This is a genomic window from Enterobacter sp. Taxon_2 (genome assembly GCF_058355295.1).
On sequence record NZ_CM178024.1, the window covers coordinates 2,679,548 to 2,696,976 of the forward strand.

Here is a 17,429-nt window from a genome sequence, read left to right on the forward strand (position 1 = left end):
AAACATCATGCCAACTTTTTATCTTATTGATTTCACTGAGACTGATTGATTTTCATGCAGTAAAGAACTATTCTTGCCTGGTGAATATCGCTAAGGAGTGGTTAATTTCATCATGCCTGGATACAAAGACAATTTACTCGGCGAAGCAAACAGTTTTCTGGAAGTGCTGGAACAGGTTTCTCGCCTGGCGCCGCTCAACAAACCGGTACTGATCATCGGTGAACGCGGAACGGGGAAGGAATTGATAGCTAACCGTCTGCACTATTTATCCGGGCGCTGGGACGGCCCCTTCATTTCCCTTAACTGCGCGGCGCTGAATGAAAACCTGCTCGATACCGAGCTTTTCGGGCATGAGGCGGGCGCGTTTACCGGTGCCCAGAAGCGTCATCCTGGACGCTTTGAGCGCGCCGACGGCGGTACGCTGTTTCTTGATGAGCTCGCCACCGCGCCCATGCTGGTGCAGGAAAAACTGCTGCGCGTGATTGAATACGGCGAGCTGGAGCGCGTCGGCGGTAGCCAGCCGCTGCAGGTCAACGTGCGCCTGGTATGCGCCACGAACGCCAACCTGCCGGAGATGGTGGCGGAGGAGAAATTCCGTGCCGACCTGCTTGACCGCCTGGCCTTTGACGTCGTTCAGCTTCCTCCGCTGCGCGAGCGCAAAAGCGACATCATGCTGCTGGCAGACCAGTTTGCGATTCAGATGTGCCGCGAGCTCGGACTGCCGCTGTTCCCAGGCTTCAGCGATTATGCACAGGAGACGCTGCTTGCTTACAACTGGCCGGGAAATATCCGCGAACTGAAAAACGTCGTGGAGCGTTCCGTCTATCGCCACGGCAGCAGCGAGACAGAGCTGGACAACATCATTATCGACCCTTTTCAACGCAACGTGCCGTCGCTGACCGTGCCAACGTCTTCAGGCGATCACCCTACTCTCCCCCTTGATTTACGCCAGTTCCAGCACGACCAGGAGAAACAGCTGCTGGAGCAAAGCCTGAAGACGGCGAAATATAACCAGAAACGGGCGGCTGAACTGCTGGGTCTGACCTACCATCAGTTAAGGGCATTGCTTAAAAAGCATCAAATGCGCTGACAATATCAGCACTTACCATAGACATTTTTACGAAGCAGGCGTAAGTGCGATACACTTTGCAGATCGAACCTAAAAACCTTAAAAATTATGCGTCTGGTTTTATCGTCCTTTTTTGCACTTGGTCTGTTTAGCAGCCAGGCTTTTGCTGCGCCCGGGCAAACGCCGCAGCCTGACATTCGTGACAGCGGCTTCGTCTATTGCGTAAGCGGCCAGGTGGATACCTTCAACCCGCAAAAAGCGGGCAGCGGCCTGATTGTGGATACCCTTGCCGCGCAGCTTTACGACCGTCTGCTTGATGTTGACCCGTACACCTACCGTCTGGTGCCTGAGCTTGCGGAAAGCTGGGAAGTGCTGGATAACGGCGCTACCTACCGTTTTCACCTGCGCGATGACGTCGCGTTTCAACGCACACCGTGGTTTACCCCCACGCGCAAGCTGAACGCAGATGACGTGGTCTTCACCTTCCAGCGTATCTTTAACCGCAACCACCCGTGGCATAACGTTAACGGCAGCAATTTCCCCTATTTCGACAGCCTGCAGTTTGCCGACACCGTGAAAAGCGTGCGCAAACTGGACAACCGCACGGTTGAATTCACGCTGACGCGCCCGGATGCCTCCTTCCTCTGGCACCTGGCAACCCACTATGCATCCGTCATGTCGGCCGAATACGCGGCTCAGTTGACGAAAAAAGATCGTCAGGAACTGCTCGATCGTCAGCCGGTTGGCACCGGTCCGTTCCAGCTGGCCGAATACCGCGCCGGACAGTATATTCGTCTGCAGCGCCATGAACATTTCTGGCGCGGTACGCCGCTGATGCCGCAGGTGGTGGTGGATCTCGGCTCTGGCGGAACGGGACGTCTGTCGAAATTGCTCACCGGGGAATGTGACGTCCTTGCCTGGCCCGCGGCCAGCCAGCTCACGATTTTGCGCGACGATCCGCGTCTGCGTCTGACGCTACGCCCGGGGATGAACATCGCGTATCTGGCCTTTAACACGGATAAACCGCCGTTGAATAACCCTGCCGTTCGGCACGCTCTGGCGCTGGCCATTAACAACCAGCGCCTGATGCAGTCGATCTACTACGGCACGGCGGAAACCGCCGCCTCAATTTTACCGCGCGCCTCGTGGGCCTATGACGGTGAAGCTAAAATTACGGAATACAATCCGGCAAAAGCGCGTGAACAGCTGAAAGCGCTGGGGGCAGAAAACCTGACGCTGCAGCTTTGGGTGCCCACCAGTTCCCAGGCGTGGAACCCCAGCCCGCTCAAGACCGCCGAACTGCTGCAGGCAGATATGGCGCAGGTGGGTGTCAAAGTGATCATCGTACCGGTTGAGGGCCGTTTCCAGGAGGCGCGCCTGATGGATATGAATCATGATTTAACCCTGACCGGCTGGGCGACCGACAGTAACGATCCGGACAGCTTCTTCCGGCCGCTACTGAGCTGTGCGGCGATAAACTCGCAGACCAACTATGCCCACTGGTGTAACCGGGAGTTTGACGCCGTGCTGCAAAAAGCGCTGGCTTCCCAGCAGCTGGCCTCACGTATTGACGCCTATGATGAAGCGCAGAAGATCCTCGCCCAGGAACTGCCGGTGTTGCCGCTGGCCTCTTCCCTGCGTCTTCAGGCCTATCGTTATGATATTAAAGGTCTGGTACTGAGTCCGTTTGGCAACGCCTCGTTCGCTGGCGTGTCGCGTGAAAAAGAACAAGAGGTGAAAAAACCGTGATTATTTTTACCTTACGTCGGCTCCTTTTGCTGCTGGTGACGCTCTTTTTCCTGAACTTTGTCGGCTTCAGCCTGAGCTATTTCACGCCCCATGCCCCGCTTCAGGGGTCGTCGCTGTGGGATGCCTGGCTCTTCTGGTTTAACGGGCTCCTGCACTGGGATTTCGGCGTGTCCAGCATTAACGGGCAGCTGATTTCCCAGCAGTTGAAAGAGGTGTTCCCGGCCACGATGGAGCTGTGCATTCTGGCCTTCGGCTTTGCCCTGATGGTCGGGATCCCCGTGGGCATGCTGGCCGGGATCTACCGCAATAAATGGCAGGATAAGTTTATCAGCGCCCTCGCCCTGTTCGGCTTCTCCATCCCGGTATTCTGGCTGGCGCTGCTGCTGACGCTGTTCTTCTCGCTGACGATGGGCTGGCTGCCGGTTTCGGGGCGTTTTGACCTGCTCTATACGGTTAAAACGGTGACGGGTTTTGCCATCATTGACGCGTGGCTGTCCGATTCGGTGTGGCGCCACGAGATGATCGTCAGCGCCCTGCGCCATATGGTACTGCCGGTGCTGACCCTGGCGGTTGCGCCGACAACCGAAGTGATCCGCCTGATGCGCCTGAGCACCATTGAGGTATTTGACCAGAACTACGTCAAAGCCGCCGCCACGCGCGGGTTGTCACGCCTGACCATACTGCGCCGCAACGTCCTGCACAACGCGCTACCGCCGGTTATTCCGCGTCTTGGATTACAGTTTTCCACCATGCTGACGCTGGCCATGATCACCGAGATGGTCTTTAGCTGGCCAGGCCTTGGGCGATGGCTGATTAACGCCATTCGCCAGCAGGACTACGCCGCTATTTCTGCGGGTGTGATGGTGATTGGTTCGCTGGTGATTATTGTCAACGTGTTGTCCGATATTCTGGGTGCTATGGCTAACCCATTGAAGCATAAGGAATGGTATGCCTTACGATAGCGTATACAGTGAAAAGCGCACGCCCGGCGTGCTGCGTACCGTGTGGCGTAAATTCTATGGTGACACCACGGCAATGATCGGCCTTTATGGCTGTGCCGGTCTGGTGTTGCTGTGCGTCTTTGGCGCGTGGTTTGCACCGTACGGCATTGACCAGCAGTTCCTTGGCTATCAGCTGCTGCCACCGTCCTGGTCGCGCTACGGTGAAGTCTCTTTCTTCCTGGGAACGGACGACCTCGGACGTGACGTGTTGAGCCGCCTGCTGAGCGGTGCAGCCCCGACGGTTGGCGGCGCATTTGTGGTGACGCTCGCGGCAACGATCTGCGGGCTGGCGCTCGGTATTTTTGCAGGATCCACGCATGGCCTGCGCTCGGCGGTGCTTAACCACATTCTGGATACGCTGCTGTCGATTCCGTCCCTGCTGCTGGCGATCATTGTGGTTGCCTTTGCCGGTCCGCATCTGTCGCATGCCATGTTCGCCGTCTGGCTGGCTATCCTGCCCCGCATCGTGCGCTCGGTTTACAGCATGGTGCATGATGAACTGGAAAAAGAGTATGTCGTCGCAGCCCGTCTGGACGGCGCAACGACCTTCAACATTCTGTGGTTTGCCGTGCTGCCTAACATCGCCGCCGGGCTGGTCACTGAGATCACCCGCGCCCTGTCGATGGCGATCCTGGACATCGCGGCGCTCGGCTTCCTCGACCTCGGCGCGCAGTTGCCGTCGCCCGAATGGGGTGCGATGCTCGGTGACGCGCTGGAGTTAATTTACGTGGCACCGTGGACGGTTATGCTGCCGGGTGCGGCCATTATGGTGAGCGTGCTGCTCATCAACCTGCTGGGCGACGGTATTCGCCGTGCAATTAATGCGGGGGTGCAATAATGCCGCTTCTTGATATTCGCAACCTCACCATTGAATTCAAAACCGGTGAAGGCTGGGTTAAAGCCGTCGATCGCATCAGCATTACCCTCGCCGAGGGTGAAATTCGTGGGCTGGTGGGTGAATCCGGCTCAGGCAAAAGTCTGATCGCCAAAGCCATCTGCGGCGTAGCGAAAGACAACTGGCGCGTCACCGCAGACCGTATGCGTTTTGATGATATCGATCTGCTGCGCCTCTCCCCCCGCGAGCGGCGTAAGCTGGTCGGGCATAACGTCTCGATGATTTTCCAGGAGCCGCAGTCCTGTCTCGACCCGTCCGAACGCGTGGGCAAACAGCTGATGCAGAACATCCCCGGCTGGACCTATAAAGGCCGCTGGTGGCAGCGCGTTGGCTGGCGCAAGCGTCGCGCCATCGAGCTTTTACACCGCGTCGGGATAAAAGATCACAAAGATGCGATGCGCAGCTTCCCGTACGAGCTGACCGACGGCGAGTGTCAGAAAGTGATGATTGCCATCGCACTGGCTAATCAGCCGCGTTTGCTGATTGCGGATGAGCCCACCAACGCGATGGAACCCACCACGCAGGCGCAAATCTTCCGCCTGCTGTCGCGTCTCAACCAGAATAACAACACCACCATTTTGCTGATCAGCCATGACCTGCAAATGCTCAGCAAATGGGCGGATAAAATTGACGTGATGTACTGCGGGCAAACGGTCGAAACCGCGCCGAGTGAAGACCTGATCACCGCGCCGCATCATCCGTATACACAGGCGCTTATCCGTGCGATTCCGGATTTTGGCAGCGCGATGCCGCATAAAAGCCGCCTGAATACCCTGCCGGGGGCGATTCCGCTGCTGGAATCCCTGCCGATAGGCTGTCGTCTGGGGCCGCGGTGTCCCTATGCTCAGCGTAAATGTATCGAGACGCCACGCCTGACCGGGGCGAAAAATCATCTTTACGCCTGTCATTTCCCGCTGAACATGGAGAGAGAGTGAAATGGTCGAAACCTTACTGGAAGTCCGCAACCTGAGTAAGACCTTTCGCTACCGCACGGGGCTGTTTCATCGCCAAACTGTCGACGCGGTGAAACCGCTGAGCTTTACGCTGCGTGAAAAACAGACGCTGGCGATTATTGGCGAAAACGGTTCCGGGAAATCCACCCTGGCAAAAATGCTCGCCGGCATGGTTGAACCGACTGCAGGCGAAGTGTTGATTGACGATCATCCTCTGACGTTCGGGGATTACTCTTTCCGCAGCCAGCGCATCCGCATGATCTTCCAGGATCCGTCTACCTCGCTTAATCCACGCCAGCGCATTTCGCAGATCCTCGATTTTCCGCTGCGTCTGAACACCGACCTGGAGCCAGAGGCGCGCCGTAAGCGCGTATTTGAAACTCTGCGCATGGTTGGGCTGTTACCGGATCACGAAAGCTACTACCCGCACATGCTGGCCCCCGGCCAGAAACAGCGTCTGGGTCTGGCGCGTGCATTGATATTGCGGCCAAAAGTGATCATTGCTGATGAAGCGCTTGCCTCGCTGGATATGTCGATGCGCTCTCAGCTGATTAACCTGATGCTGGAATTGCAGGAAAAACAGGGGATCTCGTATATCTACGTCACCCAACATCTGGGAATGATGAAGCATATCAGCGATCAGGTGATGGTCATGCACCAGGGAGAAGTGGTCGAGCGCGGCAGCACGGCGGATGTGATGGCCTCCCCGCTTCATGAGCTGACAAAACGACTGATAGCTGGTCATTTCGGTGAAGCATTAACCGCCGATGCATGGCGCAAAGACCGGTAAACAAACGTTGCACCGCTCAATAAGGATTAAATAGCCTTTACACACTATTTAATCCTTTAAATTTTCGTCTCCATACCTGCTCCATCTTTTAACCAATATCAATCAACAGTTCTTCTCCAGAATATCCGGATATTACGGAGGAGAAGAAATGAACAACGCCACTTACGTTCTCAAATATACCGAGTATCTCATCAGAAAATGCCGTTCATTCTTAATGACGGACCTGTACTTTCATACTGTGAGACTCGAGAAAACATCCGGGACAAAACCTGATATTCAATCACCCACGACGTTGAGTGAAAAAATATGTCATCGTCTGGTCTATGACCATAATAACCTCTACACGATGCTTGCCGATAAACTCGCCGTTCGGGCATACGTTTCCTCCAGAACAACGCGCGTGAAAACGGTGCCATTAATTGGCGTTTATACCAGGGCGTCGCAGATTGATTTTTCCGTGCTCCCTGACAAATTCGTCCTTAAGTGCAACCATGATAGTGGCAGCACAATAATATGTACGAACAAAGCGCAATTTAACGACAAGAAAGCGCGTAAAAAACTGAGCCTCGCGTTAAAGAAAAATTTGTACTACACCACGCGTGAGTGGCAGTACAAAAACATTACGCCGAGTATACTTTGCGAGCCATTCGTCGATCTCTTCGATGATGCTGACAGGAATACGACGCCCGAAATGCTGAGGATCCATTGCTTTCATGGCGTCGCCCACTATGTTGAAGCGGATTTTACGGATGATAACGGCAACGGTTTTATCAACGTTTATGACAGGCACTGGAACTTACAACCCTTCCAGATGGAGTATCCGAATACTTCAGTAAATCCAGACGAACCGGTCTTGTTCCGACAAGCGTTGCTGGCATCCCAGGAGCTGGCGGATGGCATCGACTACTGCCGCGTTGACCTCATGCTAAAAAAAGAAGACATCTATTTTAGTGAAATAACCTTAAGCCCGAGACGCGGTAAACTGACGATTACCCCGCAGGAATGGGATGCTAAGTTAGGAAAAATATGGCATTTATCGCCGGCAGGTGCATTTGACCTGCCGCTGAAACTCACGAGTCGGGCCAGGTAAGTTTAAATATCGAGTGGCTTTGCGTCGATAAGGTATAGGTAACATCGCCACCATGCGCCAGCATGATGGCTTTTACCACCGACAAGCCCAAACCACAGCCTTCCGGGTTCAACTGCCTGGCGCCATTATCGCGCTGAAACGGCTGAAATAAGAAATCATGAAACTCCCTGGGGATGCCCGGCCCCCCGTCCTGAATAAGGATATAATTGCCTTTATCAGAAACGCCATTTTTCACGATGAGTTTGCGCGAGGTTGAATAGTGTAAGGCATTGTCAAATAAAACGGTCAGACACTGATTGATGCGTAACGGATCGAATACGCATTGCTGATCCCTCAGTTCTGTATTGACGGTAAATGCCTTACGGCTGAACTCGGGCATGAAGGTATCGAGCGCGTCCTGTATTGTCCCTTTTAAATCTGTTCTGGACTGGTATAGCGTGTATCCCGCCCCGCCATGCGAACTGACAACCCGGAGATCTTCAATCAGGCGGGTTAACCCTTCCGTCTGTTTGAGAAGATTATTAAACAGCACCGGGTCCGGGGTAAAAACACCGTCAACCAACCCCTGAAGCCGTCCGCGTAAGATCGTGACCGGGGTTCTCAACTCATGCGCAATAGCCGCATTCCAGGATTTCCTCTGAATATCCAGCGTCTGTAATTTTTCCGCCATTTCATTGAAATCCGTCACAAGGTGATTAATCTCACCCAGCCGGGAACTGGCACAGAATGCCCGGGCATCCAGATCGCCCTGAGAAATCTTTTTCAGGCTGGACGCAACTGCGTTTAGCGGGGTGAGTATTCGCGATGACAGTTTGACCGTCAAAAAGAGTGCAATAATCAGGCTGATCGTCGTCGCGGTCCCAATCCATGCCCAGTCCCACATCGTCATCTGCTCATCATCGCCCGCAGCAGGGCCGCCCGGGAGGTGATCCAGAATAAAGGAGTAAAAAAACCAGGAGCCCAGGATGGCGATGGCAATTATCGTAAACGTCAGCAACAGCATATACGTTAAGATCTGACGACTCAGGACAGACTCTTTATTCATTTCTTTTCCCCAAGCCGGTAGCCCATGCCTCTGATGCTCTCGGGAACACCGTAAAGACCGGCAAGCTCCAGTTTTTTACGCAACTTGCTCATATGGCTATCGACCGTTCTGTCGAGCGTATCGCCTTCCGGCAGACACGCGTTGAGTAACTCTTCACGGGAACAGACCTTTCGCGGATATCGCACCAGCCAGGTAAGTAATTTAAATTCGGTCGTCGTTAATACCGGGGAGATAACCTCTTCGCCCACGGTGACTTCCACGTAGAAATCATCCGGATAGACCGTAATAAAGGGCGTTCTGAGCGGCAGGGAACCCGCCTGCTGAAGCGCAGGTTTTGTCCTGCGCAGCACCGCCTCAACCCGTGCGACAACCTCTGAGGGGTTGAAGGGTTTGATTACGTAATCATCCGCCCCGAGCCTCAGCCCCATAAGCTTATCGACGTCCTGATCGAGAGCGGAAACCATAATGACGGGGACAGCACTTTCATGGCGAAGCGTAGTAAGCACGCTCCAGCCGTCACACACGGGCAGGTGAATGTCCAGCAAGATGAGATCCGGTTTATGGAGGCGATTAAGCGTTATCGCCTGCTCGCCCTGCCTGGCCCTCAGCGTTTTCATTCCCGAACGCTCTAAGTAGCTCATCAGTATATCGGCGATTTCGTCTTCATCTTCAACAACAAGGATCAGCGTATTTTTGTTCATATTATCTCCGCGGGTGAAATCCCTTTAAGCACGCTATCAGATATCTTTAGCACAATAAGACACAGCCTCTGGGAAAAAGTGCCGTAGTCACGAAAATTTCCCGGTTGATTTAAATGCCCGGTTATTTCTCCACACAGCCTACACATTCAGTCAATAAAGACTCGACAATGTCCGTTCAAAATCGCTATTGAGGCATAACGCGTTGTGCATTGCGCGCTGCAAATTACCACTGTTTCTTAAAGATTTTATGAAGTTGGCTGAAATAATGAACATGGAACTTTCAAAATATTTCTCTCCTAAAAAACTGGGCATATATTCCCTGTTTCTGCTGCTATCGTGGGGATTACTTTATACCTGGCTGGTGCTGGTACACAGAGTGGATGAAAAAGTCGCCTCGACGCTGCTCTCTTCCCCTATTATCTATGGCTGCATCGCGTTGTCGGTGGTCTCACTGATCATCCAAAATAAAGCTGGTGCGCTAACTGAGCTATTTGTCGTCGCCTTCTGGCTGATGGTGATTTTTGTTTATCTCATTATTACGTTCACCGTGCTGTTAAACGCGATGCCCGATATCGAGGATCTGGTCTTTTATTACGAGTGTTATTTGATCATTTTTTTTGGCGGATCACCGCTGTACCTCATTATGAGAATGATTTGAGCCCTTGATCCACACGGCCTCCATAAACCGCCCACTTCCGCTAAACAGGTGCGCGGTAGAGTCTCTACCTCACTCTTTTGCACAAAAATAACTCAATGCCTCATTTTTTTATCGAACGTCCCATTTTCGCCTGGGTAGTGGCGCTGTTTATCGTCCTGACGGGTCTCCTGTCTATTCCTCGTTTGCCGGTTGCGCAGTATCCGGCGGTGGCACCGCCAGGTATCATCATTTCCGTCAGTTACCCGGGGGCCAGCCCCGATATCATGAATACGTCGGTGGTGTCGTTAATTGAGCGAGAAATCTCTGGAGTCGATAACTTGCTCTATTTCGAATCATCCAGTGACACAACCGGCTCGGCATCGATTACCGTCACGTTTAAACCCGGCACGGACATCAAGCTGGCACAGATGGATCTACAGAATCAGATTAAGATCGTCGAGCCTCGTCTTCCTCAGGCGGTAAGACAAAATGGCATTTACGTCGAGGCCGCTAATTCTGGATTTTTAATGATGGTGGGGCTGAAGTCCACCAACGGTCAATTCGAGGAAGCCGACTTAAGCGACTATTTTGCCCGAAACGTCAGTGACGAGCTTCGTCGCGTGCCCGGCGTAGGGAAAGTCCAGCTGTTTGGCGGCGAAAAAGCGCTGCGTATCTGGCTGGATCCAATGAAGCTCCACAGCTACGGCCTTTCGGTGAGCGATGTGCTTACTGCTGTTGGCCAGCAAAATGCCCTGGTTTCGCCCGGCAAAACGGGAGATGAGCCCGCATCTGAAGGACAAGGGGTAACGTATCCCATCACCGTAAAGGGACAGCTCTCCTCGGTCGAGGCGTTCAGGAATATCACCCTGAAATCTGACGCATCCGGCGCCCGCCTGAAATTATCCGACATTGCGCGGATTGAATCCGGCCTGCAAAGCTACGCTTTTGGTATCCGTGAAAATGGCGTGCCCTCGACGGCGGCGGCAATCCAGCTGTCGCCAGGCGCCAACGCAATGAGTACGGCTTCAGGCGTGCGTGCGCGCATCGACGAGCTTTCCCGGGTGTTACCCGACGGAATGGTGTTCACGGTTCCTTTCGATACCGCGCCGTTTGTGAAACTTTCTATCGTGAAGGTTGTTCAGACATTTGTGGAAGCGATGGTCCTCGTCTTTCTGGTTATGCTGCTGTTTCTGCAAAAAATACGCTGTACGCTTATCCCGGCGATTGTTGCTCCCGTCGCACTTCTTGGCACCTTCACGGTGATGTTATTGAGCGGATACTCCATCAATATTCTGACGATGTTCGGCATGGTGCTGGCGATAGGGATTATCGTTGATGATGCCATTGTGGTTGTGGAGAACGTCGAACGACTGATGGAGGAAAAAAGTCTTTCCCCACGGGACGCTACCCGGCAAGCCATGCAGGAGATCACCCCGGCGATTATCGGGATCACGCTAGTGCTCACCGCCGTCTTTATCCCCATGGGGTTTGCTGAAGGATCCGTCGGGATCATCTACCGGCAATTTTGTATTTCCATGGCAGTCTCCATACTGCTGTCCGCGTTTCTTGCCCTGACGCTGACCCCTGCCCTGTGCGCTACGCTACTCAAGCCGCATCAGGGAGAAAAGAGCGGAGGTGGGCGGTTCGCGGCAGGGTTTAATGCGCGCTTTCATAGGCTTACCACCTGTTACGAAGCCGGGCTGGGTGCCGTTCTGAAGCGAACCGGGCGTATGCTGCTTCTGTACGTTGCGCTTTGTGCTGCGCTGTTTTTGGGTTTGTCTTCGTTACCGTCGTCCTTTCTGCCGGACGAAGATCAGGGCTACTTTATGTCTTCAATCCAGCTGCCTTCAGATGCCACGATGCAGCGCACCCTTAACGTGGTTAAAAAGTTTGAAGAGGAAATTACGGCCCGGCCGGATATTGAAAGCAACATTATGATCCTGGGGTTTGGGTTTTCGGGTTCCGGACCGAATTCGGCGATGGCCTTTACCACCCTGAAAGACTGGAAAAATCGACGGGGCTCGACGGCCCAGGATGAAGCCGACCATATACAGGCCAGCATGACGAACGTCTCTGATGCCGTCACGATGAGCCTGCTCCCGCCGGCCATTTCGGATATGGGTACCTCCTCAGGCTTCACCTGGTACGTGCAGGACAGAGCAGGACTGGGCTACGAGGCGTTAAAGCGCGCTGCCGACGCGCTGGTCCTGCAAGCCAATCAGCGTCCTGAACTGAATGACGTCTATATAGACGGTCTGGCGGAAGGAACCAGCCTTGCGCTCCAGGTTGACCGGGAAAAAGCGGAAGCGATGGGCGTCTCATTTGATGAAATCAACCAGACGCTCTCCGTTACTCTGGGCTCAAATTACGTCAATGACTATACGAACAACGGCCGCGTTCAACAGGTGATTATTCAGGCCGATGCCCCCTACCGAATGCAGCCTGAGCAGATACTGAAACTATCAGTGAAAAACCGGATGGGTGAGATGGTGCCGTTATCAACGTTCGTGACGATCTCCTGGAACGTTGCGCCGCAGCAGTTGACGCGCTATCAGGGTTATTCTGCTCTTCGCATTACCGGAAATGCGGCGTCAGGAGTATCCAGCGGCACCGCAATGAAGGTTATGGAGAGTTTGTCCAGAGAGTTACCTCAGGGCATGGCGGGCGAGTGGGCCGGGAGTTCATTGCAGGAGAGAAAATCGGAATCTCAGCTTCCGGCCCTTATTGTCCTGTCGATACTGGTCGTGTTTATGGTGCTCGCCGCCCTGTATGAGAGCTGGTCTATTCCTTTTGCGGTCATGCTGGTCGTTCCGTTGGGTCTTATCGGCGCGGTGATAGCAGTGTTTGTTGCCGGCATGACGAATGACGTTTTCTTTAAGGTCGGCCTGATTACGCTTATCGGCCTGTCGACCAAGAACGCCATTCTGATTGTTGAATTTGCCAGGCAGCTCCATCGCCAGGGGCAGCCCCTGCTGGCGGCAACCATTCATGCCGCCAGCCAGCGCCTGCGTCCGATTCTGATGACATCGTTAGCCTTCAGCTTAGGGGTTGTTCCGTTGATGCTGGCCAGGGGGGCGAGCGACAGTACGCAGCATGCCATCGGTACCGGCGTATTTGGCGGCATGATTAGCGGTACGCTTCTCGCGATCTTCTTCGTACCGGTTTTCTTTATCGTCATTGCGCGTTTCGTCGACAACATCAGGAAAGCGTAAATACCCTGGTGGAATCACGCTGCCTCTCTGGTTGGATGAGGCGAAGCTGTTGCCGGGTGATATACTGGACGAATGCTGAAATTTTGAGCCCCCGCGAGTCCGCGGTGCATTCTTCGGGGCAGGCGTCTTCGGAGAAGTGCGAGAAATATCGTGACACAAGGGGCTGTGAGTGGGCTATAATTTCGAGCTAATTTCGAATGATTTTGAAATACTGCCTGTAACGCTATGAATTACAAGGCAAAATTAGCAATGAATATAAGGATTAAAGCTATGGGTTTTCTTTCCGGTAAGCGCATTCTGGTAACTGGCGTTGCCAGCAAACTGTCCATCGCATACGGCATCGCACAGGCAATGCATCGCGAAGGCGCTGAGCTGGCGTTCACCTACCAGAACGACAAGCTGAAAGGCCGTGTTGAAGAGTTTGCCGCGCAGCTGGGTTCCAGCATTGTTCTGGAATGTGACGTTGCACAAGACGAAAGCATCGACGGCATGTTTGCTGAACTGGCAAAAGCATGGCCGAAATTCGACGGTTTCGTTCACTCCATCGGCTTCGCTCCTGGCGACCAGCTGGACGGCGACTACGTGAACGCGGTTACCCGTGATGGCTTCAAAATCGCGCACGACATCAGCTCCTACAGCTTCGTTGCGATGGCGAAATCCTGCCGCGCGATGCTGAACCCGGGCGCAGCCCTGCTGACCCTGTCCTACCTGGGCGCTGAACGTGCTATCCCTAACTACAACGTTATGGGTCTGGCTAAAGCGTCTCTGGAAGCGAACGTACGCTACATGGCGAACGCAATGGGTCCTGAAGGCGTGCGCGTTAACGCCATCTCTGCAGGTCCTATCCGCACCCTGGCCGCTTCCGGTATTAAAGATTTCCGTAAAATGCTGGCACACTGCGAAGCGGTTACCCCGATTCGTCGTACCGTTACCATTGAAGATGTGGGTAACTCTGCAGCATTCCTGTGCTCTGACCTTTCCGCGGGTATCTCCGGCGAAGTGGTTCACGTTGACGGCGGCTTCAACATCGCTGCAATGAACGAGCTGGAAATTAAATAAGCTGTGACTCTCTTCCCGCCCGGGAAGAGAGTATTTCCCCCCGCGTCACCCCTTCGTTATTCCGTTCTGCTATTTGTTATCACCTAACAATATTTTTCCCTTTATCTGCCTTACGCCAGGATATTGATCGCCATTTTGAGATCAAGGAACGCACATGGAACAACGCCGTTTTTCCGGCAAAGGCCACTGGTATCATGAAACCCAGTCAAACCACGCGCAGACGGATGTTCTGCCCCTGGTGCCCGAAGCCGCTAACGTCGACGATCGTTTTTTGCTCGATTTAGCCTTGCCTGATGAGATTGTCGCCGCCTGTTCTGGCTGGCTTACCCCTGCCAGAGCCTTATGCCACCAGCTGTTTCCGCTCTCGATCCCCGTGAACCGCCTGCATACGCTCAGCGCTTACGATCGGCTCAGTACCGCGCTAACGGTCGCACAGGCCTGTGGCGTTCAGCGGCTCTGTAACCACTACGCCGCCCTGCTCGCCCCGCTTCCCGGCCCGGACTCCTCGCGCGAAAGCAACCGCCGCCTGGCACAGATCACCCAGTATGCTCGCCAGCTCGCCAGCTCTCCTGATGTCATTGATGATAAAGCGCAGAACCAGCTTGATGAGGTGGGCCTGTCAACGTATGACATTGTGGTGATAAACCAGATTATAGGGTTTATCGGTTTTCAGGCGCGCGTCGTCGCGATTTTTCAGGCGCTGTTGGGACATCCTGTTCGCTGGTTGCCAGGCCATCATATTCAGCCGCACACGCTTCCCGCGAGCCACGATGCATGGGTGCCGCTTTTGCCCGTCGTGGAGCTGCGCTATGCGAGTGCGCATCAGCTTGAGTCGCTGTCTCGCTGGCAAGCCGAACCCGCGCTGGAGGCGCTGACGCCGGTGCTTTGCCATGAGCCGTCGCTGCTCGACCTGACCGGAGAGATCCTGTTAAACAGCCGCGCAGAGATCCCGCAGACCTCCCCCGCACTTTCGGCGGCGGTCGAACTGCTGACCCGCTCTCCGGACCGCTTCAGCGCCGCGCAGTTTACCCCGCTCACGGATCAAGGACTCCAGGGCGAATATGCCATCACGCTGCTTACCCAAAGTGCGTTTGATGGCTGGCTCGATCGTCTGAAAGTGGCGTTTGGTAAAGAGGAATAACCACACTCATTACCCAAAGACCGCTTGCTGAGACAGTGAGAATCGCGTAAAACTGTCAGCCGCTCAATGGCTACGAAAATAGAACATTATGTTTCAGGACAACCCGCTGCTAGCGCAGCTTAAACAGCAACTGCATTCCCAGACGCCGCGTGCAGAAGGGGTCGTAAAAGCCACGGAAAAGGGCTTTGGCTTCCTTGAGGTTGACGCGCAGAAAAGCTACTTCATTCCGCCACCGCAGATGAAGAAAGTGATGCATGGCGATCGCGTCATGGCCGTCATTCATACCGAGAAGGATCGCGAGTCCGCGGAACCGGAAGAACTGATCGAACCGTTCCTGACCCGTTTTGTGGGTAAGGTGCAGCGAAAAGACGATCGGCTTTCTATCGTGCCGGATCATCCCCTGCTGAAAGATGCCATTCCCTGCCGCGCCGCCCGTGGCGTTGAGCATGATTTTAAAGAAGGTGACTGGGCCGTAGCAGAAATGCGCCGTCATCCTCTGAAAGGCGATCGCGGTTTTTATGCTGAGTTGACCCAATTCATCACCTTTGGCGCCGACCATTTCGTGCCATGGTGGGTCACGCTGGCACGCCACAATCTTGAAAAAGAAGCGCCGAACGGCGTAGCGACCGAGATGCAGGACGAAGGTCTGACGCGTCGCGATCTCACCGCGCTGGAGTTTGTCACCATCGACAGCGCCAGCACTGAAGATATGGACGATGCGCTCTACGCTGAAGAGAGCGACGATGGCAAACTGCATCTGACCGTCGCCATTGCCGATCCCACCGCCTGGATTGCCGAAGGCAGCAAGCTGGATGACGCGGCGAAAATCCGCGCCTTCACCAACTACCTGCCGGGCTTCAACATTCCGATGCTGCCGCGCGAATTGTCAGACGATCTTTGCTCGCTGCGTCCAAATGAAGTGCGCCCGGTCCTTGCCTGCCGCATGACCATTGCTGCGGATGGCGCGATTGAAGACGATATCGAGTTCTTTGCTGCCACTATCGAATCGAAAGCCAAGCTGGCCTACGATAACGTGTCCGACTGGCTTGAAAATACCGGTAGCTGGAAACCTGAATCAGACGCCATTGCCGCGCAGATCCGTCTGCTGCATCGCATCTGTCTCAACCGCGGCGAGTGGCGTCAAACCCATGCGCTGGTGTTCAAAGATCGCCCGGATTATCGCTTTGTTCTGGGTGAGAAAGGCGAAGTGCTGGATATCGTGGCCGAACCGCGACGCATTGCGAACCGCATTGTTGAAGAAGCGATGATTTCCGCCAACATCTGCGCCGCACGCGTGTTGCGCGACAAGCTGGGCTTTGGCATTTACAACGTCCACACCGGGTTTGATCCGGCGAATACCGAAGCGCTGGCGGCCCTGCTGAAGAATCACGATGTGCACGTTGATCCGGAAGAAGTGCTGACCCTGCCGGGCTTCTGCAAGCTTCGCCGCGAACTGGACGCGCAGCCGTCGGGCTTCCTGGACAGCCGCATTCGTCGCTTCCAGTCATTCGCGGAAATCAGTACCGAGCCGGGCCCGCACTTTGGTCTTGGCCTCGAAGCATACGCCACCTGGACATCGCCAATCCGTAAGTATGGCGATATGGTTAACCACCGTCTGCTGAAAGCGATTATCAAAGGCGAAACCGTTGCTCGTCCTCAGGAAGACACCACGCTGCAGATGGCCGATCGCCGCCGTCTGAATCGCATGGCGGAACGTGACGTTGGAGACTGGCTGTACGCACGCTTCCTGCAGGATAAAGCCGGGACGGATACCCGTTTCGCCGCAGAGATCATCGACATCAGCCGCGGGGGGATGCGCGTCCGCCTGGTCGATAACGGTGCTGTCGCGTTTATTCCTGCGCCGTTCCTGCATGCGGTTCGTGACGAAATGGTCTGTAGTCAGGAAAACGGTACCGTGCAAATTAAAGGCGAAACAGTTTACAAGGTCACCGACGTGATTGACGTTACTATTGCCGAAGTTCGCATGGAAACCCGCAGTATTATCGCGCGTCCTGTCGCCTGATAACCGGTTCAATTGTCGGTCCTTTCCTTCGGGGAAAGGCCGGCAATTTTTCTGTTTATCCCCG

14 protein-coding genes are annotated in these 17,429 nt (G+C 54.4%); 12 read left to right on the forward strand and 2 right to left on the reverse strand.

What is annotated here, in order from left to right:
* The first annotated feature begins 112 nt into the window (after positions 1-112).
* The 7 genes from pspF (at position 113) to AC4IC4_RS12725 (ending at position 7,547) form a co-directional block, all read left to right on the forward strand.
* Positions 113-1,090: a phage shock protein operon transcriptional activator gene (gene pspF, locus AC4IC4_RS12695; RefSeq protein ID WP_491471258.1), complete on the forward strand. Its 978-nt coding sequence runs from the start codon at positions 113-115 to the stop codon at positions 1,088-1,090.
* Positions 1,091-1,177: 87 nt separating this feature from the next.
* On the forward strand, positions 1,178-2,818 hold the full coding sequence (gene sapA, locus AC4IC4_RS12700; RefSeq protein WP_032647550.1) for an ABC transporter substrate-binding protein SapA: 1,641 nt from the start codon (positions 1,178-1,180) through the stop codon (positions 2,816-2,818).
* Positions 2,815-3,780 carry a putrescine export ABC transporter permease SapB gene (gene sapB / locus AC4IC4_RS12705; protein WP_024907137.1) on the forward strand — a complete coding sequence of 322 codons (966 nt, stop codon included), beginning with the start codon at positions 2,815-2,817 and terminating at the stop codon, positions 3,778-3,780. Before sapA ends, sapB begins: the two co-directional genes overlap by 4 nt.
* Positions 3,767-4,657: a putrescine export ABC transporter permease SapC gene (gene sapC / locus AC4IC4_RS12710; RefSeq protein WP_024907136.1), complete on the forward strand. Its 891-nt coding sequence runs from the start codon at positions 3,767-3,769 to the stop codon at positions 4,655-4,657. Before sapB ends, sapC begins: the two co-directional genes overlap by 14 nt.
* Positions 4,657-5,649, forward strand: coding sequence for a putrescine export ABC transporter ATP-binding protein SapD (sapD, locus tag AC4IC4_RS12715; RefSeq protein ID WP_008501228.1), 993 nt, complete (start codon positions 4,657-4,659; stop codon positions 5,647-5,649). The genes sapC and sapD overlap by 1 nt, the downstream gene beginning before the upstream one ends.
* Before the next feature lies 1 nt (position 5,650).
* The gene (gene sapF / locus AC4IC4_RS12720) at positions 5,651-6,457 is read left to right on the forward strand and encodes a putrescine export ABC transporter ATP-binding protein SapF (protein WP_023312051.1); all 807 of its coding nucleotides are present in this window, start codon (positions 5,651-5,653) and stop codon (positions 6,455-6,457) included.
* 148 nt (positions 6,458-6,605) lie between these two features.
* Positions 6,606-7,547, forward strand: coding sequence for an ATP-grasp fold amidoligase family protein (locus AC4IC4_RS12725; RefSeq protein ID WP_473721515.1), 942 nt, complete (start codon positions 6,606-6,608; stop codon positions 7,545-7,547).
* Here the strand turns inward: AC4IC4_RS12725 and AC4IC4_RS12730 are convergent.
* Both AC4IC4_RS12730 and AC4IC4_RS12735 read right to left on the reverse strand, forming a co-directional pair.
* Positions 7,528-8,592 (reverse strand): ATP-binding protein, encoded by a 1,065-nt coding sequence (locus AC4IC4_RS12730; RefSeq protein ID WP_491471259.1) that lies wholly within the window; start codon positions 8,590-8,592, stop codon positions 7,528-7,530. The genes AC4IC4_RS12725 and AC4IC4_RS12730 overlap by 20 nt on opposite strands.
* On the reverse strand, positions 8,589-9,293 hold the full coding sequence (locus AC4IC4_RS12735; protein ID WP_024907133.1) for a response regulator: 705 nt from the start codon (positions 9,291-9,293) through the stop codon (positions 8,589-8,591). The genes AC4IC4_RS12730 and AC4IC4_RS12735 overlap by 4 nt, the downstream gene beginning before the upstream one ends.
* Before the next feature lie 247 nt (positions 9,294-9,540).
* Here AC4IC4_RS12735 and crrC point away from each other — a divergent pair, with 247 nt between their 5' ends.
* The 5 genes from crrC to AC4IC4_RS12760 all read left to right on the forward strand — a co-directional run bounded on the left by crrC (position 9,541) and on the right by AC4IC4_RS12760 (position 17,365).
* The gene (gene crrC, locus AC4IC4_RS12740; protein WP_473723530.1) at positions 9,541-9,951 is read left to right on the forward strand and encodes a colistin resistant protein CrrC; all 411 of its coding nucleotides are present in this window, start codon (positions 9,541-9,543) and stop codon (positions 9,949-9,951) included.
* A gap of 95 nt (positions 9,952-10,046) precedes the next feature.
* Positions 10,047-13,142: a multidrug efflux RND transporter permease subunit gene (locus AC4IC4_RS12745; protein WP_491471260.1), complete on the forward strand. Its 3,096-nt coding sequence runs from the start codon at positions 10,047-10,049 to the stop codon at positions 13,140-13,142.
* A 270-nt stretch (positions 13,143-13,412) separates the two neighbouring features.
* Entirely contained in the window at positions 13,413-14,201 is a 789-nt protein-coding gene (gene fabI / locus AC4IC4_RS12750) for an enoyl-ACP reductase FabI (protein ID WP_003856831.1), read from the forward strand.
* A 154-nt stretch (positions 14,202-14,355) separates the two neighbouring features.
* Entirely contained in the window at positions 14,356-15,342 is a 987-nt protein-coding gene (locus tag AC4IC4_RS12755) for a CMD domain-containing protein (RefSeq protein WP_491471261.1), read from the forward strand.
* A gap of 88 nt (positions 15,343-15,430) precedes the next feature.
* Positions 15,431-17,365, forward strand: coding sequence for an exoribonuclease II (locus AC4IC4_RS12760; RefSeq protein WP_024907129.1), 1,935 nt, complete (start codon positions 15,431-15,433; stop codon positions 17,363-17,365).
* The last annotated feature ends 64 nt before the right edge of the window (positions 17,366-17,429 follow it).

What these genes read in the sequence shown, in the direction of transcription:
- pspF (WP_491471258.1), top strand. Translation starts at nt 113, where the DNA reads ATGCCTGGATACAAAGACAATTTACTCGGCGAAGCAAACAGTTTTCTG.
- sapA (WP_032647550.1), top strand. Translation starts at nt 1,178, where the DNA reads ATGCGTCTGGTTTTATCGTCCTTTTTTGCACTTGGTCTGTTTAGCAGC.
- sapC (WP_024907136.1), top strand. Translation starts at nt 3,767, where the DNA reads ATGCCTTACGATAGCGTATACAGTGAAAAGCGCACGCCCGGCGTGCTG.
- sapD (WP_008501228.1), top strand. Translation starts at nt 4,657, where the DNA reads ATGCCGCTTCTTGATATTCGCAACCTCACCATTGAATTCAAAACCGGT.
- sapF (WP_023312051.1), top strand. Translation starts at nt 5,651, where the DNA reads ATGGTCGAAACCTTACTGGAAGTCCGCAACCTGAGTAAGACCTTTCGC.
- AC4IC4_RS12725 (WP_473721515.1), top strand. Translation starts at nt 6,606, where the DNA reads ATGAACAACGCCACTTACGTTCTCAAATATACCGAGTATCTCATCAGA.
- AC4IC4_RS12730 (WP_491471259.1), bottom strand. Translation starts at nt 8,592, where the DNA reads ATGAATAAAGAGTCTGTCCTGAGTCGTCAGATCTTAACGTATATGCTG.
- AC4IC4_RS12735 (WP_024907133.1), bottom strand. Translation starts at nt 9,293, where the DNA reads ATGAACAAAAATACGCTGATCCTTGTTGTTGAAGATGAAGACGAAATC.
- crrC (WP_473723530.1), top strand. Translation starts at nt 9,541, where the DNA reads ATGAAGTTGGCTGAAATAATGAACATGGAACTTTCAAAATATTTCTCT.
- AC4IC4_RS12745 (WP_491471260.1), top strand. Translation starts at nt 10,047, where the DNA reads ATGCCTCATTTTTTTATCGAACGTCCCATTTTCGCCTGGGTAGTGGCG.
- fabI (WP_003856831.1), top strand. Translation starts at nt 13,413, where the DNA reads ATGGGTTTTCTTTCCGGTAAGCGCATTCTGGTAACTGGCGTTGCCAGC.
- AC4IC4_RS12755 (WP_491471261.1), top strand. Translation starts at nt 14,356, where the DNA reads ATGGAACAACGCCGTTTTTCCGGCAAAGGCCACTGGTATCATGAAACC.
- AC4IC4_RS12760 (WP_024907129.1), top strand. Translation starts at nt 15,431, where the DNA reads ATGTTTCAGGACAACCCGCTGCTAGCGCAGCTTAAACAGCAACTGCAT.